General features: G+C 63.3%; 24 protein-coding genes and 1 riboswitch. Of the genes, 12 read left to right on the top strand and 12 right to left on the bottom strand.

The genetic code is table 11. The annotated features are described in order from the left end of the window. Positions 1–9 precede the first annotated feature (9 nt). The gene (locus ACZ5G6_RS20395) at positions 10–1,230 is read right to left on the bottom strand and encodes a M20 metallopeptidase family protein (RefSeq protein WP_498687691.1); all 1,221 of its coding nucleotides are present in this window, start codon (positions 1,228–1,230) and stop codon (positions 10–12) included. A 138-nt stretch (positions 1,231–1,368) separates the two neighbouring features. On the opposite strand from ACZ5G6_RS20395, the gene ACZ5G6_RS20390 reads away from it, so the two are divergent. Beyond that, the gene (locus ACZ5G6_RS20390) at positions 1,369–2,406 is read left to right on the top strand and encodes an Lrp/AsnC family transcriptional regulator (protein ID WP_223934615.1); all 1,038 of its coding nucleotides are present in this window, start codon (positions 1,369–1,371) and stop codon (positions 2,404–2,406) included. Positions 2,407–2,535: 129 nt separating this feature from the next. On the opposite strand, the gene ACZ5G6_RS20385 is transcribed toward ACZ5G6_RS20390, so the two are convergent. Further along, the gene (locus ACZ5G6_RS20385; RefSeq protein WP_498687689.1) at positions 2,536–3,264 is read right to left on the bottom strand and encodes an SAM-dependent methyltransferase; all 729 of its coding nucleotides are present in this window, start codon (positions 3,262–3,264) and stop codon (positions 2,536–2,538) included. Between the two features lie 161 nt (positions 3,265–3,425). Between ACZ5G6_RS20385 and ACZ5G6_RS20380 the strand changes: the two genes are divergently transcribed. Beyond that, complete coding sequence (locus ACZ5G6_RS20380; protein WP_498687688.1) at positions 3,426–5,405, top strand: FG-GAP-like repeat-containing protein; 1,980 nt, start codon at positions 3,426–3,428, stop codon at positions 5,403–5,405. Between the two features lie 5 nt (positions 5,406–5,410). Here the strand turns inward: ACZ5G6_RS20380 and soxR are convergent, their stop codons facing one another. Continuing rightward, entirely contained in the window at positions 5,411–5,872 is a 462-nt protein-coding gene (gene soxR, locus ACZ5G6_RS20375; protein ID WP_223934612.1) for a redox-sensitive transcriptional activator SoxR, read from the bottom strand. A 68-nt stretch (positions 5,873–5,940) separates the two neighbouring features. Between soxR and ACZ5G6_RS20370 the strand changes: the two genes are divergently transcribed. After that, positions 5,941–7,347, top strand: a complete 1,407-nt coding sequence (locus tag ACZ5G6_RS20370; protein ID WP_223934611.1) for an MFS transporter — start codon at positions 5,941–5,943, stop codon at positions 7,345–7,347. Positions 7,348–7,650: 303 nt separating this feature from the next. Here ACZ5G6_RS20370 and ACZ5G6_RS20365 read toward each other — a convergent pair whose 3' ends face one another. Further along, positions 7,651–8,757, bottom strand: coding sequence for an IS110 family RNA-guided transposase (locus ACZ5G6_RS20365; protein WP_498685838.1), 1,107 nt, complete (start codon positions 8,755–8,757; stop codon positions 7,651–7,653). A gap of 656 nt (positions 8,758–9,413) precedes the next feature. Here ACZ5G6_RS20365 and ACZ5G6_RS20360 point away from each other — a divergent pair. Further along, the gene (locus tag ACZ5G6_RS20360; protein ID WP_223934610.1) at positions 9,414–11,159 is read left to right on the top strand and encodes a DEAD/DEAH box helicase; all 1,746 of its coding nucleotides are present in this window, start codon (positions 9,414–9,416) and stop codon (positions 11,157–11,159) included. 36 nt (positions 11,160–11,195) lie between these two features. On the opposite strand, the gene ACZ5G6_RS20355 is transcribed toward ACZ5G6_RS20360, so the two are convergent. The 5 genes from ACZ5G6_RS20355 to ACZ5G6_RS20335 form a co-directional block, all read right to left on the bottom strand. After that, positions 11,196–11,846: an MBL fold metallo-hydrolase gene (locus tag ACZ5G6_RS20355; RefSeq protein ID WP_498687684.1), complete on the bottom strand. Its 651-nt coding sequence runs from the start codon at positions 11,844–11,846 to the stop codon at positions 11,196–11,198. Positions 11,847–11,855: 9 nt separating this feature from the next. Further along, positions 11,856–12,863: an aldo/keto reductase gene (locus ACZ5G6_RS20350; protein WP_498687681.1), complete on the bottom strand. Its 1,008-nt coding sequence runs from the start codon at positions 12,861–12,863 to the stop codon at positions 11,856–11,858. 213 nt (positions 12,864–13,076) lie between these two features. Beyond that, positions 13,077–13,463 (bottom strand): DMT family transporter, encoded by a 387-nt coding sequence (locus ACZ5G6_RS20345; protein WP_223934607.1) that lies wholly within the window; start codon positions 13,461–13,463, stop codon positions 13,077–13,079. Positions 13,464–13,465: 2 nt separating this feature from the next. After that, positions 13,466–13,780, bottom strand: a complete 315-nt coding sequence (locus tag ACZ5G6_RS20340) for a DMT family transporter (RefSeq protein WP_223934606.1) — start codon at positions 13,778–13,780, stop codon at positions 13,466–13,468. Positions 13,781–13,789: 9 nt separating this feature from the next. Next, positions 13,790–13,855, bottom strand: a riboswitch (guanidine-III (ykkC-III) riboswitch). A gap of 57 nt (positions 13,856–13,912) precedes the next feature. Continuing rightward, positions 13,913–14,560, bottom strand: coding sequence for a HutD/Ves family protein (locus ACZ5G6_RS20335; RefSeq protein ID WP_223934605.1), 648 nt, complete (start codon positions 14,558–14,560; stop codon positions 13,913–13,915). 97 nt (positions 14,561–14,657) lie between these two features. Here ACZ5G6_RS20335 and ACZ5G6_RS20330 point away from each other — a divergent pair, with 97 nt between their 5' ends. The 3 genes from ACZ5G6_RS20330 to ACZ5G6_RS20320 all read left to right on the top strand — a co-directional run bounded on the left by ACZ5G6_RS20330 (position 14,658) and on the right by ACZ5G6_RS20320 (position 16,501). Continuing rightward, positions 14,658–15,254, top strand: a complete 597-nt coding sequence (locus ACZ5G6_RS20330; RefSeq protein WP_223934604.1) for a phosphoribosylanthranilate isomerase — start codon at positions 14,658–14,660, stop codon at positions 15,252–15,254. 307 nt (positions 15,255–15,561) lie between these two features. After that, the gene (locus ACZ5G6_RS20325) at positions 15,562–16,011 is read left to right on the top strand and encodes an SRPBCC family protein (RefSeq protein ID WP_223934603.1); all 450 of its coding nucleotides are present in this window, start codon (positions 15,562–15,564) and stop codon (positions 16,009–16,011) included. An 88-nt stretch (positions 16,012–16,099) separates the two neighbouring features. Then, positions 16,100–16,501, top strand: coding sequence for a YccF domain-containing protein (locus ACZ5G6_RS20320; RefSeq protein WP_216926600.1), 402 nt, complete (start codon positions 16,100–16,102; stop codon positions 16,499–16,501). 12 nt (positions 16,502–16,513) lie between these two features. Here ACZ5G6_RS20320 and ACZ5G6_RS20315 read toward each other — a convergent pair whose 3' ends face one another. The 3 genes from ACZ5G6_RS20315 to ACZ5G6_RS20305 form a co-directional block, all read right to left on the bottom strand. Beyond that, positions 16,514–17,278, bottom strand: coding sequence for a 2-phosphosulfolactate phosphatase (locus ACZ5G6_RS20315; protein WP_498687672.1), 765 nt, complete (start codon positions 17,276–17,278; stop codon positions 16,514–16,516). Continuing rightward, positions 17,275–18,144 carry a DUF4031 domain-containing protein gene (locus ACZ5G6_RS20310; protein WP_498691969.1) on the bottom strand — a complete coding sequence of 290 codons (870 nt, stop codon included), beginning with the start codon at positions 18,142–18,144 and terminating at the stop codon, positions 17,275–17,277. Before ACZ5G6_RS20310 ends, ACZ5G6_RS20315 begins: the two co-directional genes overlap by 4 nt. Positions 18,145–18,275: 131 nt before the next feature. Next, a complete protein-coding gene (locus tag ACZ5G6_RS20305; protein ID WP_498687670.1) occupies positions 18,276–19,610 on the bottom strand; it encodes an FAD-binding oxidoreductase in 1,335 nt (444 codons plus the stop codon). 288 nt (positions 19,611–19,898) lie between these two features. On the opposite strand from ACZ5G6_RS20305, the gene ACZ5G6_RS20300 reads away from it, so the two are divergent. The 5 genes from ACZ5G6_RS20300 (at position 19,899) to clpB (ending at position 25,835) form a co-directional block, all read left to right on the top strand. Beyond that, positions 19,899–20,309, top strand: a complete 411-nt coding sequence (locus ACZ5G6_RS20300; RefSeq protein ID WP_223934601.1) for a TOBE domain-containing protein — start codon at positions 19,899–19,901, stop codon at positions 20,307–20,309. Next, on the top strand, positions 20,306–21,103 hold the full coding sequence (gene modA / locus ACZ5G6_RS20295) for a molybdate ABC transporter substrate-binding protein (protein ID WP_498687667.1): 798 nt from the start codon (positions 20,306–20,308) through the stop codon (positions 21,101–21,103). Before ACZ5G6_RS20300 ends, modA begins: the two co-directional genes overlap by 4 nt. Before the next feature lie 8 nt (positions 21,104–21,111). After that, complete coding sequence (locus ACZ5G6_RS20290; protein WP_498687666.1) at positions 21,112–21,939, top strand: ABC transporter permease; 828 nt, start codon at positions 21,112–21,114, stop codon at positions 21,937–21,939. Beyond that, positions 21,936–23,015 carry a sulfate/molybdate ABC transporter ATP-binding protein gene (locus ACZ5G6_RS20285; RefSeq protein WP_498687665.1) on the top strand — a complete coding sequence of 360 codons (1,080 nt, stop codon included), beginning with the start codon at positions 21,936–21,938 and terminating at the stop codon, positions 23,013–23,015. Before ACZ5G6_RS20290 ends, ACZ5G6_RS20285 begins: the two co-directional genes overlap by 4 nt. Before the next feature lie 162 nt (positions 23,016–23,177). Beyond that, positions 23,178–25,835, top strand: coding sequence for an ATP-dependent chaperone ClpB (gene clpB / locus ACZ5G6_RS20280; RefSeq protein ID WP_498687663.1), 2,658 nt, complete (start codon positions 23,178–23,180; stop codon positions 25,833–25,835). Positions 25,836–25,837: the final 2 nt, after the last annotated feature.

The following is a 25,837-nucleotide window of genomic DNA, read 5'->3' as shown; positions in this document are numbered from 1 at the left end:
GGCAGGGAGTTAGTTGGCGGCGGCGAGGGCGGCGATGCGGGATACGGCGAGTTCGGCGTACAGGGCGGCGCCGTCGGTGAGGACGCCGTCGTCGAACGTCGCGTAAGGCGAGTGGTTGAAGGGCGACGTCGCGTGGTCGGTGCCGGGGGCAGCGGCACTGAGCCCGACGAAGGTTCCCGGGACTTCGGCCAGCACACGGGAGAAGTCTTCGGAACCACTCAAGGGAGTAGCCATCCGCGTCAGGCGGGACTCGCCGAACATGCCGGCGATGACCTTTTCCGCGGTGTTCGTCTCGTCCTCATCGTTGATAGTGAGGGGGTATTCCTGTTGGTAGTCCACATCAACCTCCAGGCCGTGGGCTGCAGCGATGCCTTGGAGCAGCTTGGGTACTACATCCATCATCTTCTGCCGTGACGCTTCGGAGAAGGTCCTGATGGTGGCTTCGATACGGGCGGTCTCCGGGATCACGTTCCGCTTGGTTCCGGCGTGGAGCACGCCGACGGTGAGGACAACGGGGTCGAACATGTTGAACTGGCGGGTCACCATGACCTGGAGGGCCGTGACCATTTCTGCGGCAGCGGTCACGGGGTCCTTGGCCGAATGGGGTGACGAGCCGTGACCGCCTGCGCCAAGCACGGTCACCACGAGCCCGTCCGAGGAACTAAGCATCACACCGTTCTTGGTGACGAACTGGCCGTGCGGTTCCAGCGAGGAAAACACATGCATTGCGTAGGCCGTGTCAGCGCGGCGGCCGGCAGCGTCCAGGACGCCTTCGTTGATCATGTAGCTCGCGCCGTCGTAGCCTTCTTCGCCGGGCTGGAACATGAGGACGACGTCGCCGGCCAGCTGATCGCGACGCTCAGCCAGCAGGGTGGCGGCTCCGGCGAGCATGGACGTGTGGAGGTCGTGACCGCAGGCGTGCATGGCGCCATCGATCCTGGAGGTGTAGTCAACTCCGGTGGTCTCCTGGACTGGAAGGCCGTCCATGTCTGCGCGCAACAACACCACGGGCTTCTCGGCCGACGCGTAAGCCGCGCCACCGCGGAGGACTGCGGTGACAGACGTCGTGTCCTTGCCCAGGGTGATCTCGTACGGGAGTCCATCCAGCGCCTTCAGCACCTTTTCCTGAGTGCGGGGGAGCTGCAGGCCGATCTCCGGTTCGCGGTGGAGGTCGTGGCGGAGGCGGACAATGTCGTTCTGCAGTTCCTTGGCGTCGGCCGCGATGGTCATGTGTTCTCCTGGTGTGCTCGGCTACAGGTCCTTATTGCAATTCTGTGGTGACTTGACTCACAATCTCGAAAACATCTATAAAAATGCATGAATCTCTCAAGAACGCAGGATTCATGCATCGTTTGCGAGAATGAACTCATGGAACTCAGTGAAGAGGATTTGCGCCTCATCAATGCCCTGCAGATTTCGCCCCGCATCAGCTGGTCCGACGCCGGCGAAGTCCTGGGCGTCCACGCCACAACCTTGGCCGCGCGGTGGGACCGCCTGAAGGCTGCCGGTGCGGCCTGGACTACGGCGCATCTCATGGGCGATCCGAAGAACATGTGCCTTGCCATGGTGGACATCGACTGCGAAATGGATCTCCGGCCGCAGGTCACGGCAGCCCTGGCAGAACTCGCCGAAGTCATCACTGTGGAAGAAGCGGCCAGTAACCGCGACCTCACGCTCACTGTCATCACCCAGGACCTCGATCAGTTCAGCACCAGCCTGCTGCCAAGACTCAAGGAAGTCCGGGGGCTTACGAAGTACCACACGTCGCTGTGTACCCGCATCCACACCAGCGGCTATGCGTGGCGGCTGAATGTGCTCACCAAAGGGGAACAGCAGGCGCTCCGGGCGATGGCGGGGCCCGAATCGGCCAACCCATCCGCTCCGGACGCCATCGTCGTGCCGCTGCCCGAGAGTCATCTGGCGCTCATCCCGTTCCTCGCACGCGATGGCCGCGCTTCTGCTGCTGAGATCGCCCGGGCCTTGGGGCGGCATCCTGCTACCGTGCAACGCCAGTTGGGGCGGGTGCTAAGCAGCAGGATGCTCTCCTTCCGCTGCGAGATCGCCCAGAAATTTTCCGGTTATCCCATTACCGTCCAATGGTTCGCGAACGTTCCCGCCGGCCAGCACGAAGCGGCAGCAACGGAACTGCGTTCTGTCAGGAATGTCAGGTTCTCCGCGTCCACCACCGGCCGCACCAACTTCACCATGATCATGTGGCTGCGCTCGCTGGCGGAGGTCATGGAAATGGAACTTGCCATCCAGCAGCGCATCCCGGGCATCGAACTCGTTGAGAGCGTGGTCATGTTAAATACGGCCAAACGGGTTGGCTGGATGCTGAACCCGGACTCGACGGCCACCGGGACAGTGGTGGCGCCCTATGGGGAACTGCTGCCGGAAACAGCCTGACTGGTTGCCTGGGGCTTGGTTGGTTGCGGAGGTTAACGACGACGGCGACGCCGCCTGGGTGCCGTTGCCCGCCGTAACGGCCGCGCTAGAGAAGCCGAGTTAGAGCGAAGCCGTGTCAGAGAAGCCGCGTCAGAGATGCTTCGTCGCCCTGAGTACAGTGTCCAAGATCGTGGCCGTCTCGCCGTCCGGACCCGTGATGGTGCGTTCCCGCGAAGTCAGAACGTTGACGAACCACGGCTCGCGGTCCAGGCGGAGCGCGCCAGCCAACTGTTCCGGCGTGAAGAACATGCCCGTCTCGTGGTGGTGGCTCCATGGAGCGAGTCCATGGGGGTGATGGCCGACCACCAGCAACGTGCCGCCCGGGGCCACCGCCGCTGCTGCTGATGCCGCGGAGTCACGCCACGGCAGGAGAGGGGAGTGGAGGAACTGTGCGGAAACGAGGTCGAAGACGGGCTCCGGCTTCCATTCGGCAAGGTCCTGCTGCTGCCAGGTGATCCGGTGGGCGTGGCCGGATTCCGCTGCATGGGCAGCCGCACGTTCAAGCGCGACGGCGGACACATCCATTCCGGTGACCGTCCAGCCCTGCCCGGCGAGCCAGATAGCGTCTGCACCCTCGCCGCAGCCAAGGTCCAGGGCGGTTCCAGCGCGGAGACCGGCGGCTTCGGCGACCAATTGTGGATTAGGGTTCCCGCTCCAGATCTTCGGGCGCTCGCGGTACATCCCGTCCCACATATCCACGGCGTTGTCGGCATCTTCGTGCAAGTTCAAGCGTCCTTGCTGGTCGCCGCGCTGGTGGGTGTCCTGGTGCGCGCCGCCCGAGGCGCGGTGAGTGCCGCCGTCGTGAGTGTGTTCAGCCATAACCCAAGCGTGCCGTGAGCTGCCTGCTTAGGCAACGCCTGTTGCTGTTTCGGCAAAACCACACATACGAACACTAAGATCTGGTTTTTCCATTTGATGGTGACTAGCCTTTGATCCAAGCGCCGGACTCAAGTCAGTGGCGCATGAAACCGGGGGGATTCATGATGTTACGGACGCCTGCTTTCCGTGCGCGTGCCGTTTTTGTGGCGTTCGTAGCGGCCTTTGCACTCATGGCTTCAGGGCTGCCCGCCCAGGCCAATCCGCTAAACCCCGACGCCGTTGCCACAGTCGCTGCACCGTCCATCGCTGCACCAACCGTCACCGCGCCGATGGCAACTTTCGGGACGCCGTCGAAGATCGAGGTCCCCAGCCCGCACTTCGTCGAGGTGAGCCCCGATGGCAGCAAGCTGTTCACAGTGTCCGCATCCGGCGCGTTCACATCGATTGATGTTGCCACCGACACCGTGACAGCGGGCATGGATGTCCGGGATGTTACGGCCATGGAGGTCAGCCCCGACGGCGCCAAGGTGTTCCTCGCAACCAGCGAGCTCCAGGAGCATTTCCTGACCGTGGTGGACACCGCCTCCCTGGTGGTGGCGGACATACCCGTGGACGGCCCGGTCTTCAGCCTGGCATTTACTCCTGACTCATCCAGTGTTTACGCGGCTGTGTACGGCACTCCGGCGGACACAGGTTCGACGCCGGGAACCGTTGCGGTCATCGATGTGGCGGCGGCGTCCGTGGTTTCCTCCATTCCCGTTGGCCGTGAGCCAACGCAGATTCTTGTGACGCCGAACGGGGCCACGGCCTTCGCCCTGAACCTCTTGGACCAGTCGGTCTCCGCCATTGAGACGTCTACAAACACCGTGACCAGCACCATTCCGCTCGGGGGAACGTCAACCGGAGGGTCCATGTCCCCGGACGGATCAAAGCTGTATTACCCCAAGCTCGAAGGCGGCATCGCCATCGTAAGCGTCACCACGAATACCGTGATCGGGGAAGTGCAAACTCAAGCCGTGGCCACGGCGCCAAGCTTCACTCCAGATGGGTCGCGGGCGTTCGTCGTGGACCAGATTTCCAATGACAATTACGTGGCTGAAGTCGATCTGCAGGGCAATTCACTGACGCGGGTCGGCCTCGGTGACGGCCCGGTCATGAACATGGGATCCCTCTCTGTCCAGGTCAGTCCGGACGGTGGGCGGCTCTATGTGCTGGGCCACGACATCAACGTGCTCAGCCTGCCGACGCTCAAACCGGCAGGAGTCATCAACTTGGAGGACGGGTTGCTTCCCCGCCAGTTGGTCATGGCTCCGGACAGCTCCAAAGGGTACGTCATTCCGGGAAACCAAGGAGACTACCTTGTGGCGGTTTCCACTCCACAGCCGGAGAACGTGTGGAAGGACTACAACTCCGACGGTGCCACGGACGTTCTGGCACGGGACTCATCCGGCGCCCTGTGGCTGTATCCCGGAAACGGCAACAAAGGCTGGCTGCCCCGCTCACAGGTTGGTTCGGGTTGGAACATCATGAACCTGTTGATGGCATCAGGCGACTTTGACGGAGACACCAAACCGGACGTCCTGGCCCGCGACGAGGCTGGCGATTTGTGGCTGTATCCGGGCGACGGCAATTCTGATTGGCTGCCCCGCTCCAAAGTCGGCATCGGCTGGAACGCGATGACCGCCGTCGTGGCCCCTGGCGATTTTGATGATGATGGCAAAGCCGATGTCCTTGCCAGGGATAGTGCCGGTGACCTCTGGCTGTATCCGGGGAACGGCTCGGGTGGGTGGCTGCCGAGATCGAAGGTGGGTACGAACTGGAACGTGATGACGGCCATTATGGGCCCGGGGAACCTCCGCTACCCGGGGCGCGACATCCTTGCCCGCGATACCTGGGGCACGCTGTTTCTCTACGAACCCGACGGCTTGGGTGGTTGGTACCCACCCTTGCTGGTTGGCATCGAGTGGAATGTTATGTCGGCAATCGTCACCCCAGGCGACTTCGACAGCGACGACATGCCGGACATCCTTGCCCGCGACGCCAGCGGCACTCTGTGGCTCTACCCGGGGCAGGGCTTCGGGGGATATTCGCCGCGGGTACAGGTGGGAGTGGGCTGGAATGTCATGACGGCGATCATCTAATGGGATTATCCGGACTGGTTCCAACGTTGCGCTCCCGCTCCGGCGGCCCCGAGTTCGTCGGCAGGGTTCTGAAGCGTGCACGACTTCAGGCTCAGGCAACCACAGCCGATGCATCCGTCCAGATCATTCCGCAGGTGTTGCAGCGCGGCAATCCGTTGGTCGAGTTCCTTGCGCCACCGCGACGATAACCGTGTCCAGTCCCGTTTGGTGGGCGTCCGCCCGTTCGGCAGGGAATCCAGCGCCTCGCGGATGTCCTTCAGGGGAAGGCCGACTCTTTGAGAAGTCTTGATGAAAGCCACCCGCCGCAGCGTTTCGCGCCGGTACCGCCGCTGGTTGCCGGCCGTGCGCTCAGCTGCGATGAGCCCGTTGCGTTCGTAGAAGTGCAGGGCCGACGGCGATACTCCGCTCCGCTCGGAAAGCTCACCAATGCTGAGGGGGCGATGGGCGCTGCCTGGAACTTGCGGCATGGCTGGTCCTCCAGTGGTGGGCGTGGTGGATTGACCTCAACATTAGTTGAGGTTCTAGGGTAACGTCCATGACCTCTGACTCCTCAACGGCCGGAATACTCCGCCGCCCCTACCTACTGGCTACCGTCGGTGCTTGCGCGCTCGTCTTCCTCAGCGCCTTCGAGTCCTTGGCGGTTACCACCATCATGCCGCTCGTCAGCCGGGACCTGGACGGAGCCAGTCTTTATGCGCTGGCCTTCGCCGGCCCGCTGGCAACGGGCGTGATGGGCATGGTGGCGGCAGGCAACTGGTCCGATCGTCGGGGGCCGGCGGCACCGCTATACGGGTCGGTGGCGCTCTTCGTTGCCGGCCTGCTGATCGCCGGAACGGCCGGGAGCATGGAGGTCCTGGTGCTTGGGCGGCTCGTGCAGGGACTTGGGGGCGGTGCCATGACCGTGGCCTTGTACGTGCTGGTAGCCCGCGTCTACCCGCCGGTGCTGCATCCCAAGATCTTTGCTGCGTTTGCTGCTTCCTGGGTCATCCCTTCCCTGGTGGGTCCGTTCGCTGCAGGCATCGTGGCACAGCTCAGCAGTTGGCACTGGGTATTCCTTGGCGTGGTGGGGCTGGTTGTTCCGGCGCTGCTGATGGTGGTGCCAGCCGTGCGGGGGATGGCTCCCGACGCCGAAACAGATAAACAGCCTGTCCCGTGGGCTTTCGGACGCATGGGGTGGGCGGCGCTGGCTGCCCTGACCGTCCTCGCACTGAACCTTTCAGCGGAGGTTCCGGGCGTGGGCGGGGTGATTGCCGTCGTCGCGCTTGTCCTTGCTGTGGTGGCGGTACGGCCGTTGGTCCCGCGCGGAACACTGCTTGCCCGGCGAGGTCTTCCCAGCGTGATCCTCACCCGCGGGTTGGCGTCGGCGGCGTTTTTCGGCGCGGAGGTTTACCTGCCGTACCTGCTGACCGAACAGTATGCTTTCACGCCGACATTTGCCGGGCTCACGCTGACCGGTGCTGCGCTCGCCTGGGCAGGGGCGTCCGCTCTTCAGGGCCGGTTGGGTTCCAAGCTGGCTGATGCCCTCGCCGTGAAGATTGGGGCCGCACTGGTACTGGTGGCCATAGTTCTGGCCCTGGTGACAGCGGCGTTGGCGCTGCCGGCGGCCATCGCCATTGGCGGCTGGATCCTGGCAGGCGGCGGCATGGGGCTCATGTACCCGCGGCTGAGCGTCATGACATTGGCTCTCTCCACCCCCGATAACCAAGGCTTCAACAGCGCAGCGATGTCCATCTCCGATTCCCTGGGCGGCGCCTTGGCCCTCGCCGCCACGGGACTCGTCTTCGCGGCATTTACGACGACGAACCCGTTTGCGGGGGTCTTCGCGCTGACGGCGGTGATCGCCGTCGTCGGGGTTCTTGTAGCGCCACGCGTCGCCGCTCATGCCACCGCATCCGCATCCCGGGACGCCGCACCGGAACTCTCACTCACACACCCCAACTAATATGTAGTTTCGTTTGTCAATGGGCGTGGGGAAGCGATCCCGGGTTGGTTCCGGGGTCGCTTCCTTTTTGGTCCGGGGGTGTGCTTGTGTTCGGGGGGTCCAGCGTGTCGTTGGCGACGGCGTGGTCAGACTAATATGCGCGGGTTGATTACCGCAGGACGAGGTGTCCGGCCTGGAGATTATCGCTTCTCTAGGGATCGGGCGTGGCCTTGATGGTTGCCCATAGTTGGGTCGCGGGTTGCTCCAAGCGCTGCCGGTGTAACCGGTGGTCCCCTCCTTTTGTGCGGGTGCTCCCCCGGACGTTTAGAGGTTTTGGTGTTGCGTTGTCCGTTGGGCTTCACTGGCCAGTGACCAGCACCACCCGGCAAGTTCGCGGGCGATCGCGACATCGGCGATCACGGGACGTTTCCGGTGTTCCTGGTAAACGAGCCAGCGTTCGTGGAGGCGTTTGTTGCCGGCTTTGCCACGGGCTCTTGCCCAGGGGGTTGCCGCTTCCCAACGGGACAGCAGCTCTTTGGAGGGGTGGGTGTAGGCGCGGCGGTGGTGCCAGGCCGCTTCGACCAGGAGCCTGCGGGCGTGGGTGTTGCCTGTTTTCGTGATGGATCCCTGGGAGCGGTGCCCGCCAGATGAACTCTCGCTGGGAACGAGTCCGAGATACGCGCCTATCGTCGAGCCGGTAAAGCGGGTCCAGTCGCCGATTTCGACGGCCAGACCGAACGCTGTCAGCGTGGAGACACCCCGCAAGCACTCCAAAGAGCGCACCACGGGAGTGTATTCGCTGTCATAGGCCATGGTCCGGATGGCTTGATCGGCCCTGTCACGGCGGACAAGTGTTTCAATGACGGACTCCACGGCGAGGTCGTAGGCCAGTTGCAGTGCCGGTGAGTCAAAGTTCTGGGAGTAGAGCCAGGACAAGTGCTCATGGGTCCAGGTTCTGCCGCCGGTGTAGTGGATGCCTTGGCGCAGCAGGAGTTTGGAAACCCGGTGCCGGGCGCGCATCAGATCACCACGGATATCCTCGCGGGCACGGACCAAGTCCCGGGCAGCTTCCTGAGAGGGGCTCGGGACCGTGACCTCGGTGATCTGGTCCAGTTTCAACAACCGGGCCAGATGCAAGGCATCGTTGCGGTCTGTTTTGACCCTGTCCCCGGGCGGGCGTTGGAGTTTCGAGGGAGCCGCGACCAGACACTCGATCCCAGCAGCCAGCAAAGCCCTTGCCAGCGGAAAACCGGTAGGACCGGCCTCATACACCACCTGGCACGGGCCCGGCAGTGTCTTGATCCATCCCAGAATCTCCTGATGGTCCGGCGTCAGCCGTGCCCGGGAAATCTCGCCGGTCTGACCATCAATCGCGCACGCGACGACAGTCAAAGCGTGGACATCCAAGCCCACATGAGTACGCTCAAACATAGCTGGAACCTCCAAACTTCAAATGTGGCTCTACCCCCCTAAAACGAGTCTGGGGCAACCCACGGGATGCTTTGAAGAGAAGGTTCCAGCCCCACACCCATAGCCCTGGCCCGCCGGAACCCCCACCCCACACGTCCTTCTGATACGGGCCAGACCCGGCCGGGCAAGGCTCCGGAGCGCCATCAACAAACAAACCCCCCGAAGGCCCGCCCAAAGCTGGCGCTCCGAAACCTTGCCCGGCGACAATCGCCCCCTCAGAAGGAAACCAACCAGCCAAACCGCAGCCAGCCCATACATATCGTCTAGGTCGCATTTAAGCGCGTTTTGAGGGCTCATAACGCGCTTAATTGCGACCTAGTTGGGCGGGCGGACGCGAACGTGACCAGCCCTGATGCAAGGCTCCGCGTCCAACACTGCTAGACTGGGAACACTTGATGTGCGGTGACGCCCTGAAGCAGGTGGCCCAACAGGCTACGCAGCGGGGCATTTTTCATGTGAGAGGCACATCCTGCGTCGATGAACGCTTCCATTTGGTCCCGGCCAACGCAATAGCTGCGAACCGGTAGACCACCTGACTTTTCCTCGGCGAACCCCTGGCCCAACCGGCGTCGGGGGCCGATGTCCGCAACTGGACACCGCCCGAAAGACATAAGTACATGACTACTTTTGCTGCCCTTGGCACGCCCAAGGCCATTGCTGATTCCCTCGCCGCAGACGGCATCGAAGAGGCATTCCCCATTCAGGTGAAGACCCTCCCGGATACCCTCGCAGGCCGTGACGTCCTGGGCCGTGGCCGCACCGGCTCCGGCAAGACCATTGCTTTCGCTATCCCGCTTGTGGCCCGCTTGGCCGAGCGTGAAGCCAAGCACTTCCGCAAGCCGGGCCGCCCCATGGGCCTCGTCCTTGCGCCGACGCGTGAACTGGCAACCCAGATCAACGCCACCATCGAGCCGTTGGCCAAGGCCATGGGCCTGAACACCACGGTCATCTACGGCGGCATCTCCCAGGCACGCCAGGAAAAGGCGCTGCGCGCCGGCGTCGACATCGTCATCGCCTGCCCGGGCCGCCTCGAAGACCTGATCCGCCAGCGCATCCTGACCCTCGAAGCCGTTGAGGTTACCGTGCTGGACGAGGCCGACCATATGGCTGACCTCGGCTTCCTCCCGGTCGTCAAGAAGCTCATGGACATGACCCCCACCCAGGGTCAGCGCCTGCTCTTCTCAGCGACGTTGGACAACGGTGTTGACAAGCTGGTCAACCGTTACCTCTCCAACCCGCTGACGCACTCCGTGGACGATCCCCAGGCCGCCGTCACCACCATGGAACACCACGTCCTGGTAGTCAACGACCAGACGGTCAAGAAGCAGCTCATCGTCGAACTGGCCTCCGGCGCCGGCCGCCGCGTCCTCTTCATGCGGACCAAGCACCACGCCCGCAAGCTTGCCAAGACCCTCACCGACGCCGGCATCCCGGCCGTCGACCTTCACGGCAACCTGTCGCAGAACGCCCGCGACCGCAACCTTGCCGAGTTCTCCAACGGTGACGTTCGCGTCCTGGTGGCTACCGACGTCGCAGCCCGTGGCGTGCACGTTGACGACGTCGAACTCGTCATCCACGTGGACCCGCCCACGGAGCACAAGGCATACCTGCACCGCTCAGGCCGTACGGCCCGCGCAGGTTCCGATGGAACCGTTGTCACCCTGACGCTCCCTGAGCAGCAGAGCGACGTCAAGAAGCTCATGAAGGCCGCCGGCGTGGACGTATCGTTCGAGCGCGTCACGGCCAACTCCCCGCTGGTCGCCGAGCTCGTGGGCGACATCGCGGACAAGGTTGATCCCCGCACCCGTGCGGCCCTCCTCGCGGCGAAAGCCCCGCAGGGTGGCGGCACCTCCACGGGCGCCAATGCCCAGCGAAAGCGCGCACGCCGTACCGGCGGCCAGGCGGCCCCCACCGCGGGGGGCCGTGGCGGTCGCGGCGGACGCGGCAAGGTCGCAGCTGAGCCGGTTCGCACCGACATCAACCGCGCCGATCGTCGCGCAGCAATGAACGACGACGTCGCCCGCAGCTCACGCGGTCGGGGCAAGGCTGGTGCCACTCACCGCAACGACGTTCCCGGCTCGCAGGGCCAGGGCGGCCGTAGTGGTCGTCCCGCTTCGGGCCAGCGTGCTGCTACCGGTGGCCAGCGCTCAGCTTCGGCTCCGCGTACGGCTTCCACCACAAGCACCCGCACTGGTGGAAACAAGGCCGTATGGTCTTCCGCAACGGGCGCTACCTCCGGTGGATCCTATGGTTCAGGAGCTTCCGGTAACTCCGGTCGCGGCGGCTCGGGCGCTGGCCGTCCGGCACGCAGTGGCCCGCGCCGCGCATCGGCTCCCGCGTCGAACGAGCGTCGCGGTCGCTAGCCTCAAGTTGTGAGGCCCGCTCTGCATCCGCGTAAGTCACCAGCCCCGGGCGCGCCACTCCTCAAGGTGGGGCCGCTCGGCGCCGAGGGTCGTGGGCAATCCATGGCCCGGGTGGACCACGGTGTCATCCGGATAGGTGTCGAACAGCCGCTCTTTCACGTCGTTCAACAGTGAAGTGAAACGTGAAGGATCGTTCTGTGTGTTGCCGACGCCGCCCGGAAACAACGAGTCCCCGCTGAAAATGTGGGCAGGCCCGTCGGGATCCTGGTAAACGAAAGCGATCGAGCCGGGGGTGTGTCCACGCAGGTGGATCGCCGTGATCTCGAAGTCGCCGAACCGCTCGACGTCGCCGTGACCAAGCCGGACATCCACCGGAACGGGCAACGCATCGGCGTCGTCCGCTCCTGCCGAAGTGGTTGCACCGGTAAGTGACACCAGCTCGCCCAAGGCACGGATGTGGTCCCAATGCTGGTGGGTGGTGGCGATCCTGACGAGCTTCGGCGCTGCGGAAGTATCCGGAGCGCTGTCCTTGAGAAGTTGCTCAATGGCTGGAAGGTCATCGGCGGCGTCGATCAACAGTTGCACACCTGTGGACTTCGAGGTCAACAGGTACACATTGTTGTTCATCTCGCTGACCGCGATGCTCCGGATGGTGACGTCGCGCGATGAGTGACTAAGGGAATCCATCGGCTCAGTCTATGCAGTTGCCGGGTTGGCTTCGCGGCCCTGCGACACCCAGTTGGGGTCGGCGGAACGTGAACCCACGACGGCGTCCGCGGCCAGATCGAGCACCTCAAGTTGCGCTGTTCCCAGTTGCAGGGACAGCGCCCCAAGGTTCTCGTCGATCCGGTGCGTTTTCCGCGTACCGGGGATGGGGACCACCGAAAGCCCAAGGCGCTTGCCCTGGGCCATCAGCCAAGCGAGAGCTACCTGGGCAGGAGTTGCTCCCAGGGCATCGGCCACCTTGCGAACCGCGTCCACGACGGCCTGGTTTGCATCAAGGGCCTCGCCACCAAAGCGGGGAATCTTGTGGCGGAAGTCGTTCTCGCCCAAGTCGCTCGCGCTAACGGTTCCTGTGAGGAACCCACGGCCGAGCGGCGAATAAGGCACAAAGCCAACACCGAGTTCCTTCGCTGCGGGAACAACGTATTGCTCAACATCCCTGCTCCAGATTGACCATTCACTCTGGACCGCGGCAATGGGATGGACGGCGTTGGCCTGCCTGAGCTCCTCGGCTGTCACCTCAGACAGTCCGAGGTGCCGAACCTTGCCCTCACGGACCAGCTCCGCCATGGCCTCCACGGTTTCCACTATCGGAACGCGGAGGTCACGGCGGTGCAGGTAGTAGAGGTCAATCACGTCAGTGTCCAGGCGGCGGAGGCTAGCTTCTGCCGCCTGCCTGACGTAGGGCGCATCGCCGCGAACTCCCGTGTATCCGTTCGCGGCGTTGCCCTCTATTCCGAATTTTGTTGCCAACTGGATCTCGTCGCGCCGCTCCTTCAGGAGCCTGCCCACGAGTTCCTCGTTACTGCCCGCTCCGTACACATCTGCGGTATCGATGAACGTGATGCCCGCATCCACGGCATGCCTCAGTGTTTGCAGGCCTTCCTCGGGGTCGATTCCCCCGTACACCGGTGTCAGGGCCATGCCCCCAAAGCCGAGGGGGCTGACATTGAGGCCATCGCCGAGTTGAACTGCAGTCATGAACTTCTCCCATGCGTGTTGGTGTTCCAAAGTGCCCTTTGTTGGCGTGAACTCCATGGACGCAGTGGGTATTCCTGCAGGAGCGATGGAGATGGAGTGAGCCTGGCTGGTGGGATGCCCAGTTCGACGGCTCGCTGCGTATTCGATGGTAGGACCGTGTGTGTCAGGCTGTTGTGCAGCGGTCCGTCGAAATGGAGAGCCACGGAGTGGTAGCTACTCTGCCTTGGCTACAGGTTTCTCAGCAGGCAGGGCCTTCAAACCGGCAGCACAGCCCACGATTCCCGCGATGAACAGCAGCTTCAGCGGACTCGCAGGCTCGACGCCGGTGACCATGGCCCAGCCGACGGTCAGCGCCGCACCGATTCCCACCCATACTGCATAGGCTGTGCCCAGGGGAATGCGCTTCACCGCTATACCCAGCCCGAGCATGCTCAGGGTTGCCGTGACCGCGAAGACCAACGTGGGAATGAGTTGCGTGAATCCGTCGGAAAGTCCCAGCGCCGTGGCCCATACAGCCTCCAGGATGGCCGAGGCGAGGAGAACCAGCCAGAAAACGCCATTCTTTGCTGTGTTCCTGGTAGTGGTTGTTGTTGCAGCCATGGCTAGGCCACCACCTTCAGGCCAACCACGCACGCGCCGATACCTGCGAGCAACAGCAGCCGGGCCGTCGTCGCGCGTTCCACCTTGGTGACCATGGCGTAAGCCGACGTTAGTACCACGCCGACACCCACCCACACCGCGTACGCCGTGCCGGTAGGAATGGATTGCATGGCGATCGCAAGGCCGCCGGTGCTGGCGATGACGGACACCAGGAAAACCACTGTGGGTATGGGTTTGCGGAAGCCCTTGGAGCGGTGCAGGGCGGCAGCCCAGACGGCCTCAAGCGCGCCGGAAAGAATGAGAATTAACCACGACATGACAGATCCTTTGGCCAGTCTTGTCGCGTGCCGGGTACTGAACCGTCGTCCGGAGGTTCCAGAGCGGAACCTTCATTTCAGGCTAGCAACTCCCGCGTAGGGTGGCCACTTCTGGTGGCCAAAGTCACCTGATTAGGCGCTTGCCGGCTCCACTTTGTCGATGGAGATCACTGCAATGAAACCCCGGCCCGAAATCTCGGGGCTCCGCTTTTCCGAGCCCACCACGGCGTCGTAGCGGTGCAGCTCAACCGGTTCGGCCGCGCTGGGAGCTGGTTGGCCGCCGTCGGGCCCGTCCCCTACAGGGGTGCCTTCCTCCGGATCGGCGCCACGCGCAACCGTCGCCTTGCCTTCCAGGAGGATGGCCAACTGGCCCTCGAAAACGGGGTGTGCGCGCTTCTTGGAGATCTCGACAATGGAGGTGTACCCCTTGAACGCGCTGGCTCGGGCGATGACGTTGAGGTCGCGGATGTCCCCAGTGGGCAGTGTGGCGGACGACGCTGCCTCGCCGGAGAAACGGAACGGACGATACTTCTCCAGCGGGTGCTCTTCGCCGTCGACGGTCAGCAGCAGCAATTCGCCGTCGATGATGGTGATCACGCGTTCCATGCCGGGGAAGGTGGAGAAGTCGCCAGCCTTGGAGACATCGGCAATGCTGACGCGCCAGTCCCATGCCCCGTCCTGGGCTGAAGCGACCTTCGGGTGGCTGGCGAGTTCGCGCGTCACCCCGCCTCCGTTGCGCCACGGTTCGGGGTGGATGTCGGCAAAGCGGATGATCTCCATCCGACCAGCCTAGTGGTGGACACCGGTTCTCCGTTGCCGGCATGGCTTGCTAACGTCATATGGAGGTTTGGTTGTTGGTTAGGGCTGGAGGCGCGGGATGTTCGTCAAAGTGTGTGGATTGAGCACGCCTGAATCCGTGCGCTCCGCCGTGGATGCCGGCGCGGACGCCGTCGGCTTCGTACTGACGTCCAGCCCGCGTGAAGTCAGCCCTGATCAGGTACGAATTCTGTTGCCACTGGTACCGGCAGGTGTTCACGCCGTGGCTGTGTTCCGGCATGAGCCTGCCGAGGATGCCATTTCTGTTGCGCGCGCCGCAGGACTCACCTGGGTTCAACTGCACGGCACCCGCACTGCCGACGACGTCAAGACAGTGCACGACGCCGGGATGCGGCTTATCCGGGCCGTCACCATGGGTGCCAACCCGGACGAGTTCAGTGATCTGGGCGAGGAACTGCTCTTGATTGATGCGGCCGTGCCGGGGTCGGGGGAGTCCTGGGACTACGCGTCCGTGCGGGCCAAGGGACTCGACGGCCGTGAGTGGTTGCTCGCGGGTGGGCTCGAACCCGGCAACGTCGCCTTCGCTGCTGCTGCGGCGGGTGCTTGGGGGGTAGACGTTTCTTCGGGGGTGGAGTCATCCCGGGGAGTGAAGGACCTGGCCAAGATCCGCGCGTTCGTGGAAGCAGCCAAGGCGTAAACCTTCTCTCACGTCCTGCGGTGTTTGGGGTGTTGTTCTCTCACGTCCTGCGGCTTTTCGGGCGTTCCTCTCTCACGTCCTGCGGCTTTTCGGGCGTTCCTCTCTCATGTCCTGCGGGCAGGTACTCGTCGGCCGTCCACGATCTGAGAGAACATCGGGCAAATCGGGTGATTATCTGAGAGAACATCGGGGCGTGCCACGTGCGCACCTAGACTCGCTCATGACGACAAGATTCACTGAAAGACACCACTCACCTAAAGACACCACTCACCTAAAAACACGGCCACACTGAACCAGGAGTCACGCAATGAGCACGGAACAGTACACCCTGACCATGACCCGCGAGTTTGACGCCCCGCGTGAGCGGATTTTCGACGCCTGGATGGACCCCGACCAGCTCACCAAGTGGTTCGGTCCTGTGGAGGTGGATGCTCCCCGGGACAAGATCATCGTGGAACCGCGCGTAGGCGGCATCTGGCAGGTGGTTATGGCATGGACGGACGAGGAGGGGGATCAGGAAGCACCCATCGAAGCTGTCATCACAGAGCTGGACGCGCCAGCCCTTTTGGTGGCAAGAGCGAAGGCTGCTCCCGATGCCGATCATGAGTACGAGGAAATGCACCTCGAATTCGAAGACCTCAACGGGCGTACCCGGATGCATCTCACCCAAGGGCCGTTCGCGTCGGAAGAATGGGTGGAAATGACACGGGACGGCTGGGGCACCTCGTTCGACAAGCTCGATGCGTTGCTGGATTGAGCTGCTTCCAACCCCTCGATAAAAGTCAGGGCCGATTCAGGGCAGACCCCTAGGCTTAATGTCAGTCCGGCAAGGGAGAATTGAGACTATGAAAACGCTGCTCAACATCATTTGGCTGGTCTTCGGTGGTTTCTGGTTGGCATTGGGCTATTTCGCAGCAGGCATCATTTGCTGCGTGCTCATTGTGACCATTCCCTGGGGCATCGCTTCGTTCCGGATCGGTGCTTATTGCTTGTGGCCGTTTGGCCGGATGGTGGTGGAGAAGCCCGGCGGAACGGGTGTCTTCGCACTTCTGGGCAACGTGATTTGGCTGCTGGTGGCGGGTATCTGGATTGCGATCGGCCACGTGGTGACTGCTTTTGCCATGGCCATCACCATCATCGGCATTCCGCTTGCAATCGCCAACCTGAAGCTGATCCCGGTCTCGCTCATGCCTCTTGGTAAGCAGATTGTGCCGACCAACCAGCCGTTCGTCAGCACCTATCGCTAGGTTGATGGCGGCCTAATCGGTGGAACTGACGCCCTGAAAAGCTCCATCCGTCAGTAGGGCAACCGCAGAGCTGCCATCCAACTCGGCGGCGATTGCCACGTCGTCAGCGAAGCCAGCATCGATGAGTTCCCGCCCACTGGAGCAGCCGCGCAGCATTGCGGCCAGCTTGGGTTCGGCGGCGTCGAAGGCTGCCGCTGCGGACTCGGCTTCAGGCGAAAAATTTCGGCGCCCGGATCCCGCCAGGCCGGCGATGAAAGCGCCTGCTCCGAGCTCGTCCTCCAAAGCTGGCCGCAACGAGCCATTGGTCCACCTTTCACCTGCGGCGATCACGGCTATTACGGCGTCCTCCGGCAGGTCCGCATGGACCCAATCGGCTGTCGCCGCGGCATTGCGTAAGCAGACAGCCACTACTTGCCGGGCTGAGCTGGCCAGCTCATGACTCAGCGCCGAGCCGTTGGGCGATGGCAGAACCACGCGTTCCAGGTGCTGTGCATGAAGCAAGCTCGATGGCGACAAGCTCAAACCCTCCCCGCCACGAGGCCCGGCCAGTGCAGCGCGATGATGAGCGGCAAACTCACTCGCCGCGGCATCGCTCATTGGGTATGGAAAAACGGCCGCTCCCCGGTCCACGGCGACGCTCACGCACGTGGTGAACGACAGGACATCAATCACCACTGCAAGGTCGGCCCGAGGCACTATGGCCCGGGCGCCGTCGAGACCCCACTCAAAACGGACCGAGAACGGCAACTGCCGCTGCGGCGCTCCGGCTTCGCTCATGCGAGTTCGGCAGTGAGGTTGCGGCGGGCAGCGTCGAGCCAGAGCGCCTTGGCCCGTTCACTATGGAAGAGGGGGTCCAGCGAGAGCAGATGACGCACGACGGCGGCACGCCCCTTGGCGAAGTCGTCGTCGCTGACGTGGGCGTAGTCTTCCCGGACGGCGGCCAGGTAGCGCGCGTAGGACTGTTCGTCGCCTCCGAGCACGGAGAGATCGGCGTCGCAGAGAAGGGCGCCGGCATGATCGCCCGGTTTGGGGTTGTGTTCGGCGGTGAGCCGGACCAGTCGGGCGACCTCGGCGACGTCGTCGGGGGCCAGCCGTGCCGCGGTCAGCCGGTCCGTGGCAAGGAGCGCGGATTCTTCCTCGTCCCGCCCCGCCACACCTTCATAGACGGCATCGTGGAACCAGGCCGCCAGGGCAACCGTGCGGGCAGGGAGTGCGGGGTCCGTCAAAATGTCCAGGGCTTCCAGGACGGCGAACAAGTGGGTGCGGCTATGATACTTCCGGCTGTCCTCGCCCCACCGTTCCAGTAGTTCCAAGCCGAGCTCCTCGTGGCCCGGATAGGTGCTGTTCCAGCGTTCCATCAGGGGAACGGTGAGTGCCTTGCTGCGTCCGCGGGCTGGAATGCGAAGGCCGCTCGCGATGAGTTTCCGCACCAGAACCCTTGCTTCCACGGGAATTGCGCCAGCAGCGACGAGGTCGTCGTAACGGCGTTCCGGGACGTCGTAGTGGTCGCCGTCGAACGCCCTTTCAGGGACTCCCGCGGCCGCGGCGAAAGCGTGAAGCTCGTCCAAGGACTTGTCCGATATGAGATGCGAAAACACGGTGCCGTGGGCGGGCCAGAGGGGCGGATCGACATATACGGCCATGGCCAAAGTGTAAGCCAAACGATCCTTCCCAGTTACCGGCCATCGGAGCGGCTACCGCCGAGCGTCCGCCCCGGAAACACAGGCTTCACTGCCTGTAGGGGCACAGCAACTGGGAAGGAGCGAAAGGAATCTCAGTGCTCGGCGGGCAAGATGTTCTGGTTGCCCCTGAATACGTTGTCGGGGTCGAACTCGCGCTTGACCAAGGACAGCCGCCGGTAGTTCTGCTCTCCGTAGGCGGCCATGATGCGGTCTTGGCCTTCGTCACCAATGAAGTTCAGCCAGACTCCGCCTGTGGTGTGCGGGGCGATGTCCTTGCGGAACTGCTTCACCCAGGCCTTGGCCTCCTGACCGCCTTCCGGTGTCTCGGATAAGCCGAAGGGATGGCTGACCCAGGCCGCGCTCCGGTGCTGCAATGGTGTGTTCGCAGCGGCGGGCCCTCCCACGGCTCCGCCCCAACGGGCTATCAATTGCTGCGAATGTGCCCCGGGAAGCCTATGCGCCGAATCAACCAGGAGGTCCAATGCGTCGTCGTTGAGTTCGTTGTGATAGTCGGCGCTCCAGTAGTTGTAGTGGTCCGGAGGGTCATCGATCATGCACTGGAAGTCGGCGTATTCCATGGGCGCAACCAGGTCCACAGTGGGGCCGAGTTCCTTGAACGGTTTGGCATGCTCCTCGCCGGCTTCCACGTCGCCTGCATATAGGTAGGCCATCCCGACGGCGAGTTTGCCAACCATGTCCTCCGGGACGAACTCCTCCGGCGGAGCAGTCAGGTACACCAGCGCTGTCCCCACTGTGTCCGGAGCCTCAAGCGCAAGCCCGCGGAAAGCCCGCGACAAGTCCGTGGCCGCTTCGCCGGGGAACAACATGAGTCCGGCCATGACCGTAGGTCCAAGGTCGTGGAGTTGAAAAGTGAACGAGGTGGCCACACCGAAGTTGCCACCGCCCCCGTGCAGGGCCCAGAACAATTCAGGGTTTTCGCCAGGGCTTGCCGTCACCTGTTCGCCGGACGCAGTGACCAGGTCCACGGAGAGCAGGTTGTCGCAAGCGAAGCCGTAGGCCCGTTCCAGCCAGCCCGAGCCACCGCCCAAGGTGAAACCGGAGACGCCCGTGGTGGAGGCGCGGCCGCCTGTGACAGCCAAACCATGTTGCTGGGTGGCGCGGTCGAATTCGCCCCAGGTGAGTCCTGCCCCGGCTTTGACAGTCTTCGTTTCGCGGTCCACGCTGATGGATTTCATAGGACGGACGTCAACCACCAGTCCGTCGTCATTCGTGGACATGCCCGCCACCGAGTGCCCACCCGAACGTACCCCAACGTCCAGGTTGTGGATCTGGGCGTACTTAAGAGCCTCAGCCACTTCGTCGGGATTTGAACATTTAGCGATCACGGCTGGGCGACGGTCGATCATCGCGTTGAACACTTTTCGGGCTTGCTCATAGTCCGGGTTGTCCGGACGAATCCATTCCATGGGACGCTCCTCCGCGTCGAGACTCTCTCCCTAGATCAGGGTACGGCTGCGCCTCCCAAGGAGCCATGGGTATTGCTTACGGATCTCTTTCGGCTGCTTCGCGGCGCGGACGACGGCGGCCCGCACCTCTTCGTGGTCGGGGCGCCGGCGCTTGCGGTTGCCTCGGGCGGAAAGAGGCGCACCAGCCACGCTACCCGGCGCCGCGGCCTGCCACATTGAAAATTGTCATTTTCCGTTTGCGAACGAATCAAGCTGCATGATCCGCATCTGCGGATCTAGAATCAATCCATGCCGCAAATACGGATTTCCGAAGCAGCCCGCTTCCTTGGCGTCAGCGACGACACGGTGAGGCGCTGGACCGAGAATGGAACCCTCACTGCCCGGAAGGACGCTGCGGGCCGGCTCGCCGTGGACGGGCTGGAACTCGCCAAGGTTGCCCGCGATCAATCCCACCTGCCGGACGATCCCGCCCGTGCCGGCAGTTCAGCCCGGAACCGGTTCGTCGGACTGGTCACGGGCATTACCGCGGACAAGGTCATGGCGCAGGTCGAGCTTCAATGTGGGCCGTTCCGTGTGGTGTCGCTCATGAGCAGCGAAGCTGTGCGCGAGCTGGGCCTGGAGCTGGGATCAGTGGCAACAGCCGTGGTCAAGGCGACGACTGTCATCATCGAGACGCCGCAGGGAAAGGGCATCGCATGAGGAACACACGCAAGAACGTCACCGCGCTCTTTGTTGCGGTCGCTTTGACGGCAAGCCTGGCCGGCTGTGCTTCCAACGCCGCAGGCCCAAACGGGACGGCAAGCGGGAGCAACCAGCTGAGCGGAACCATCACGGTTTTCGCCGCAGCGTCCCTCAAAGCAACCTTCACCCAGCTGGCCGAGGACTTCCAAGCCAAAAACCCGGGGACCACTATAAACCTCAGCTTCGCCGGGTCCTCGGACTTGGCAACGCAAATTACCCAAGGTGCGCCAGCGGATGTGTTTGCTTCCGCTGACGCCAGGAACATGGCCAAACTGGCGGACGCGAAGCTCATTGACGGCGCCCCACAAAACTTCGCCACGAACGTTCTGGAGATCGCAGTCCCGCCCGGCAACCCGGCGTCGATCTCTTCTTTCGGCGACCTGTCAAAGCCCGGCATCAAAGTGGTGGTCTGCGCCAGCCAGGTTCCTTGCGGTGCTGCCACGGACACGATAGAGAAGGCCGCAGGAACCACCCTGAGCCCCGTCAGCGAGGAATCATCCGTCAGCGATGTGCTGGGTAAGGTCACCTCGCAGGAAGCGGACGCCGGACTGGTATATGTCACGGACGTCAAGGGGGCCGGAGGCAAGGTCAAGGGCATTCCCTTCCCGGAGTCCGGCAACGCCGTCAATACGTATCCGATCGCCACGGTTGGCACCAGCAAGAACAAGGAACTCGCCCACGCCTTTATTGCCATGGTCGCCGGCAGTCAAGGTCAGAAGGTCCTCGGCGACGCCGGCTTCGGTCCTTCGTAGGACCGGCCATGCGAAAACATACCTCCGGCTATCAGGGCATCCCGCGATGGATCCATGCGATCGCCGTTGTGGGCGGACTGTTGGTGATACTCCCCCTGCTCGCGATGCTGGTGCGGGTTAATTGGGCCCAGTTCTTTCCGCTCATCACGTCGGAATCGTCGCTCGATGCGTTGGGCCTGAGCCTGAGGACGTCGGCAGCGAGCACCTTGCTGTGCGTAGTGCTTGGTGTGCCGTTGGCCCTTGTACTGGCCCGCGGGGAGTTCCCTGGGCAGAGGCTGTTGCGCTCCTTTGTGCTGTTGCCGCTCGTGCTGCCGCCGGTAGTCGGAGGCATCGCCTTGCTGTATACCTTCGGGCGGCAAGGCCTGCTGGGGAAGTCGCTCGAAGCGGCCGGAATTCAGATCGCGTTCTCCACCACTGCCGTGGTGCTTGCACAAACATTCGTTGCCTTGCCTTTCCTCGTTGTGAGCCTCGAAGGCGCCCTAAGGACTGCAGGAAGCAAGTACGAGGCCGTGGCGGCGACCCTCGGCGCGCGGCCAACCACCGTCCTGCGCCGTGTCACAGTTCCTTTGGTCCTGCCTGGGCTGGCGTCTGGCGCTGTTTTGTCCTTTGCGCGCAGTCTCGGCGAGTTTGGCGCTACCTTGACCTTCGCCGGCAGCCTGCAAGGAGTGACGCGCACCCTGCCGCTGGAGATTTACCTTCAGCGCGAAACTGACGCCGACGCCGCCGTCGCCTTGTCGCTGGTATTGGTGGCCGTGGCCGCGGCAGTAGTGGGCCTCAGTTATGGTCGACGCCCCAGCAGCACTAAAGCAGGCGCCAGTGTGGACGTCCAGCTATGACGTTGGAACTGACCGCGAGTCTTCCATCCCGCAACTTCGAAATGTCGCTCAGGCTCTCCGACGGTGAAACGGTAGCCATTCTGGGTCCCAACGGCGCGGGCAAATCCACGCTGCTTGCGATGATCGCGGGCTTGTTGAGGCCGGATTCGGGGTGGGCCCGCATCGGGGACCGGCAGCTTTTTAACCTCGACGGCGGCACGCACCGGTGGAGCGCCCCGCACGTGCGCGGCACGGCGCTGCTCGCTCAGGAGGCACTGCTGTTTCCGCACCTGACCGTACTGGACAACGTCGCCTTCGGGCCGCGCAGCAAGGGCGCATCCAAACCCGCCGCCCGTGAAACAGCCCGGCTTTGGCTGACCGAAGTGGACGCCCTTCACCTCGAATCCCGCAAACCAGCAGAGTTATCCGGTGGCCAGGCGCAGCGGGTGGCCGTTGCCCGGGCGCTCGCCGCCGATCCTGAGTTGCTGCTCCTCGACGAGCCGATGTCAGCCCTCGATATCCATGCCGCACCCCTGCTGCGCCGGGTACTCAAGCGGGTCCTGGCCGGACGCAAGGCCATCATCATCACCCACGACGTCCTCGACGCCTACATGCTCGCCGATCGGGTCATCGTCATGGAGAACGGGCGCATTTCCGAGCAGGGCCATACCCGACAAGTCCTGGAACGCCCCCGGAGCCACTTCGCGGCCGGACTGGCAGGACTCAACCTCGTCAGCGGAAGCATCACGGGGCAGGGAATCACGACGCCGGATGGCCGGCTTTTCGCAGGCCAGCACGATCCCGAGTGGTCACCTGCTCCCGGACAGGCAGGCGTGGCGGCCTTTCCGCCGTCGGCCGTTTCCGTTTTCCTCGGCGACGTGCACGGAAGCCCACGAAACTCGTTTCCCGTCACCATCAGTGATTTGGAGCCGCATGGCGACCAGATCCGGGTGAGGGCGACCGGGCCGGGCTTGGGGGAGCGCAGCACGTTATCCGCCGACATCACTCCTGCGGCATCGGCCGATCTCGGCCTGGCTCCGGGGATGGACGTGCGGTTCGTTGTGAAGTCGGCCCTGGTCTCGATCTATCCTGCGTAGGGTTTCCTCAAGGTGGATGCCCTGTTATTCACATATCCCCGTTTATGTCTGGACAGTTGTTTCGCCGTCGGCAAACATGGAACACATGGGCCACAACGGAAAGTTGAGCGTAGTAGACTCAACTTTGAAAGTATTGGTCTTACTCCAGAAAGGGAGCTCTCTTTGGACGTCAAATTCACTACCAAGAGCCAGGAGGCCCTTTCTGCGGCCGCCATGAATGCCTCTACTGCCGGCAACCCGCAATTGGAACCGCCGCACCTTCTGAAGGCCCTCATGGACCAGCGCGAGGGCGTTGCTGTTGCTCTCCTGCGCGCCACAGGGGCTGATCCGGACGCCGTGAGTGTCCAAGCCAGTTCGGCTATTAAGTCGCTGCCATCCTCATCGGGCAGCTCAGTCCAGCAGGCCCAGCTCTCCCGGCAGTCCATGCAGGCAATCCAGGCCGCCCAGAACGAGGCCGACAAACTCGGCGACTCCTTTGTCTCCACCGAGCACCTGCTGTTGGGACTTTCGGCTGGCAGCGACGCTGTCGGAAAGTTATTGCGCGACGCCGGCGCCTCCCACGAAGCGCTGCTTGCTGCCCTGCCGGGCGTCCGGGGCGATCGAAAGGTCAACTCGCCGGATCCCGAAAATACGTTCCAGGCCCTGGAGAAGTTCGGCACGGACCTCACCGCCATTGCCCGCTCAGGGAAGCTGGACCCGGTGATCGGGCGTGACAGCGAGATCCGTCGCGTGGTTCAGGTCCTGAGCCGGCGAACCAAGAACAACCCTGTGCTGATTGGTGAGCCTGGCGTTGGAAAAACGGCCGTCGTCGAGGGCCTCGCCCAACGCATGGTTGCCGGCGACGTCCCGGAGAGCCTCCGCGGCAAGACCCTCATTGCCTTGGATATGGCCTCCATGGTGGCCGGTGCCAAATACCGCGGCGAATTCGAGGAGCGGCTCAAGGCGGTTCTGGAGGAGATCAAGAACTCCAACGGGCAGATCGTCACGTTCATCGATGAAATCCACACCGTTGTTGGCGCTGGCGCCACGGGTGACAGTGCCATGGATGCGGGCAATATGCTCAAGCCGATGCTGGCCCGCGGCGAGCTGCGCCTCATTGGTGCCACCACCTTGGATGAGTACCGCGAAAACATCGAGAAGGACCCTGCCTTGGAACGTCGCTTCCAGCAGGTCTACGTGGGCGAGCCCAGCGTCGAGGACACCATCGGCATTCTGCGCGGCCTCAAGGAGCGGTACGAAGCCCACCACAAGGTGGCTATCGCCGACTCCGCCTTGGTGGCAGCAGCAACGCTGTCCAACCGCTACATCTCGGGCCGTCAGCTCCCGGACAAAGCGATCGACCTCGTAGATGAGGCCGCGTCACGGCTTCGGATGGAGATTGACTCAGCGCCGGAGGAGATCGATCAGCTCCGCCGTTCCGTCGATCGACTGACCATGGAAGAACTGGCGCTTCAAGGCGAGACTGATCCTGCGTCCGTTGAGCGGCTGGCTGCCCTCCGCGCCGACATGGCTGACAAGAAGGAAGCACTCCGGGCCCTCAACGCCCGTTGGGAAGCCGAGAAGGCCGGACTCAACCGGGTGGGTGACCTTAAGGCGAAGATCGACGAGCTGCGATCTGCCGCCGAAAAGTACCAGCGCGAAGGCGACCTCGAGTCGGCATCGCGGATACTTTATGGCGAGCTGCCTGCCCTCGAACGTGAGCTCAACGCGGCTGCCGAGGAGGAGTCGGCCCGGGGCGACGCAAAGCCCGAGCTCATGGTCGCAGAGGATGTGACAGCAGACGACATCGCGGAGGTCATCTCGGCGTGGACCGGCATCCCGGCTGGGCGCATGCTGCAGGGTGAATCCCAAAAGCTGCTGCACATGGAAGAGGAACTCGGTAAGCGCCTGATCGGCCAAACCAAGGCCGTACAGGCAGTTTCGGACGCCGTCCGCCGTGCACGGGCGGGCATCAGCGACCCCAACCGCCCCACGGGCTCGTTCCTGTTCCTTGGCCCCACCGGCGTCGGCAAGACCGAGCTGGCAAAGGCTTTGGCCGACTTCCTCTTTGACGACGAACGCGCCATGATTCGGATCGATATGTCCGAGTACGGAGAGAAGCACTCTGTTGCGCGTCTGGTCGGTGCCCCTCCGGGATACGTCGGCTACGAAGAAGGCGGCCAGCTGACGGAAGCCGTTCGTCGTCGCCCGTACTCCGTTGTGCTGCTCGACGAAGTGGAAAAGGCTCATCCAGAGGTCTTCGACATCCTCCTGCAGGTTCTCGACGATGGCCGCCTCACAGACGGCCAAGGACGGACAGTCGACTTCCGCAATACGATCCTGGTATTGACGTCCAACTCCGGAAGCCAGTTCCTGGTTGACCCGTCGCTGGATGCCAAGGCAAAGCGTGATGCCGTCATGGCGGTGGTCCAGGCCTCGTTCAAGCCGGAGTTCCTGAACCGTTTGGACGAGATCGTGCTGTTCGATCCCCTGTCCGTCGAGGAGCTTGCCAGGATCGTGGAGCTCCACGTTGCCGAACTCACCAAGCGTCTGCGCGATCGCCGGTTGACCCTTGAGGTAACTGATGGAGCCCGCGCCTGGCTCGCGATGTCCGGTTACGACTCCGCGTACGGCGCGCGTCCTCTGCGACGCCTCGTCCAGCGCGAAATCGGGGACCGCCTGGCCAAAGAGATCCTTGCCGGCGAGATCAGCGACGGCGATACCGTCCTGGTTGATACTGCAGCCGACCTCGACGAACTCACCATTCAGGGATTCGAGGTGCCGACAGGTCCCGACGGCAGACCGTCGGCCGGAACTGGGCTCCTGGTTCGAAAGAAGTAGGT

The organism is Arthrobacter sp. TmtSoilC51 (genome assembly GCF_055388015.1).
This window is presented reverse-complemented; position numbering and strand designations above follow the sequence as displayed.

Coding starts and splice junctions, on each gene's coding strand:
- ACZ5G6_RS20325 (WP_223934603.1), top strand. CDS start 15,562: ATGAGCACGGAACAGTACACCCTGACCATGACCCGCGAGTTTGACGCC.
- ACZ5G6_RS20290 (WP_498687666.1), top strand. CDS start 21,112: ATGCGAAAACATACCTCCGGCTATCAGGGCATCCCGCGATGGATCCAT.
- ACZ5G6_RS20310 (WP_498691969.1), bottom strand. CDS start 18,144: ATGGCCGTATATGTCGATCCGCCCCTCTGGCCCGCCCACGGCACCGTG.
- soxR (WP_223934612.1), bottom strand. CDS start 5,872: ATGCCGCAAGTTCCAGGCAGCGCCCATCGCCCCCTCAGCATTGGTGAG.
- ACZ5G6_RS20335 (WP_223934605.1), bottom strand. CDS start 14,560: ATGGAGATCATCCGCTTTGCCGACATCCACCCCGAACCGTGGCGCAAC.
- ACZ5G6_RS20300 (WP_223934601.1), top strand. CDS start 19,899: ATGCCGCAAATACGGATTTCCGAAGCAGCCCGCTTCCTTGGCGTCAGC.
- ACZ5G6_RS20390 (WP_223934615.1), top strand. CDS start 1,369: ATGGAACTCAGTGAAGAGGATTTGCGCCTCATCAATGCCCTGCAGATT.
- ACZ5G6_RS20305 (WP_498687670.1), bottom strand. CDS start 19,610: ATGGAATGGATTCGTCCGGACAACCCGGACTATGAGCAAGCCCGAAAA.
- ACZ5G6_RS20355 (WP_498687684.1), bottom strand. CDS start 11,846: ATGGATTCCCTTAGTCACTCATCGCGCGACGTCACCATCCGGAGCATC.
- ACZ5G6_RS20350 (WP_498687681.1), bottom strand. CDS start 12,863: ATGACTGCAGTTCAACTCGGCGATGGCCTCAATGTCAGCCCCCTCGGC.
- ACZ5G6_RS20345 (WP_223934607.1), bottom strand. CDS start 13,463: ATGGCTGCAACAACAACCACTACCAGGAACACAGCAAAGAATGGCGTT.
- ACZ5G6_RS20385 (WP_498687689.1), bottom strand. CDS start 3,264: ATGGCTGAACACACTCACGACGGCGGCACTCACCGCGCCTCGGGCGGC.
- ACZ5G6_RS20320 (WP_216926600.1), top strand. CDS start 16,100: ATGAAAACGCTGCTCAACATCATTTGGCTGGTCTTCGGTGGTTTCTGG.
- ACZ5G6_RS20395 (WP_498687691.1), bottom strand. CDS start 1,230: ATGACCATCGCGGCCGACGCCAAGGAACTGCAGAACGACATTGTCCGC.
- ACZ5G6_RS20340 (WP_223934606.1), bottom strand. CDS start 13,780: ATGTCGTGGTTAATTCTCATTCTTTCCGGCGCGCTTGAGGCCGTCTGG.
- ACZ5G6_RS20330 (WP_223934604.1), top strand. CDS start 14,658: ATGTTCGTCAAAGTGTGTGGATTGAGCACGCCTGAATCCGTGCGCTCC.
- ACZ5G6_RS20315 (WP_498687672.1), bottom strand. CDS start 17,278: ATGAGCGAAGCCGGAGCGCCGCAGCGGCAGTTGCCGTTCTCGGTCCGT.
- ACZ5G6_RS20365 (WP_498685838.1), bottom strand. CDS start 8,757: ATGTTTGAGCGTACTCATGTGGGCTTGGATGTCCACGCTTTGACTGTC.
- ACZ5G6_RS20285 (WP_498687665.1), top strand. CDS start 21,936: ATGACGTTGGAACTGACCGCGAGTCTTCCATCCCGCAACTTCGAAATG.
- ACZ5G6_RS20370 (WP_223934611.1), top strand. CDS start 5,941: ATGACCTCTGACTCCTCAACGGCCGGAATACTCCGCCGCCCCTACCTA.
- ACZ5G6_RS20380 (WP_498687688.1), top strand. CDS start 3,426: ATGATGTTACGGACGCCTGCTTTCCGTGCGCGTGCCGTTTTTGTGGCG.
- ACZ5G6_RS20360 (WP_223934610.1), top strand. CDS start 9,414: ATGACTACTTTTGCTGCCCTTGGCACGCCCAAGGCCATTGCTGATTCC.
- modA (WP_498687667.1), top strand. CDS start 20,306: ATGAGGAACACACGCAAGAACGTCACCGCGCTCTTTGTTGCGGTCGCT.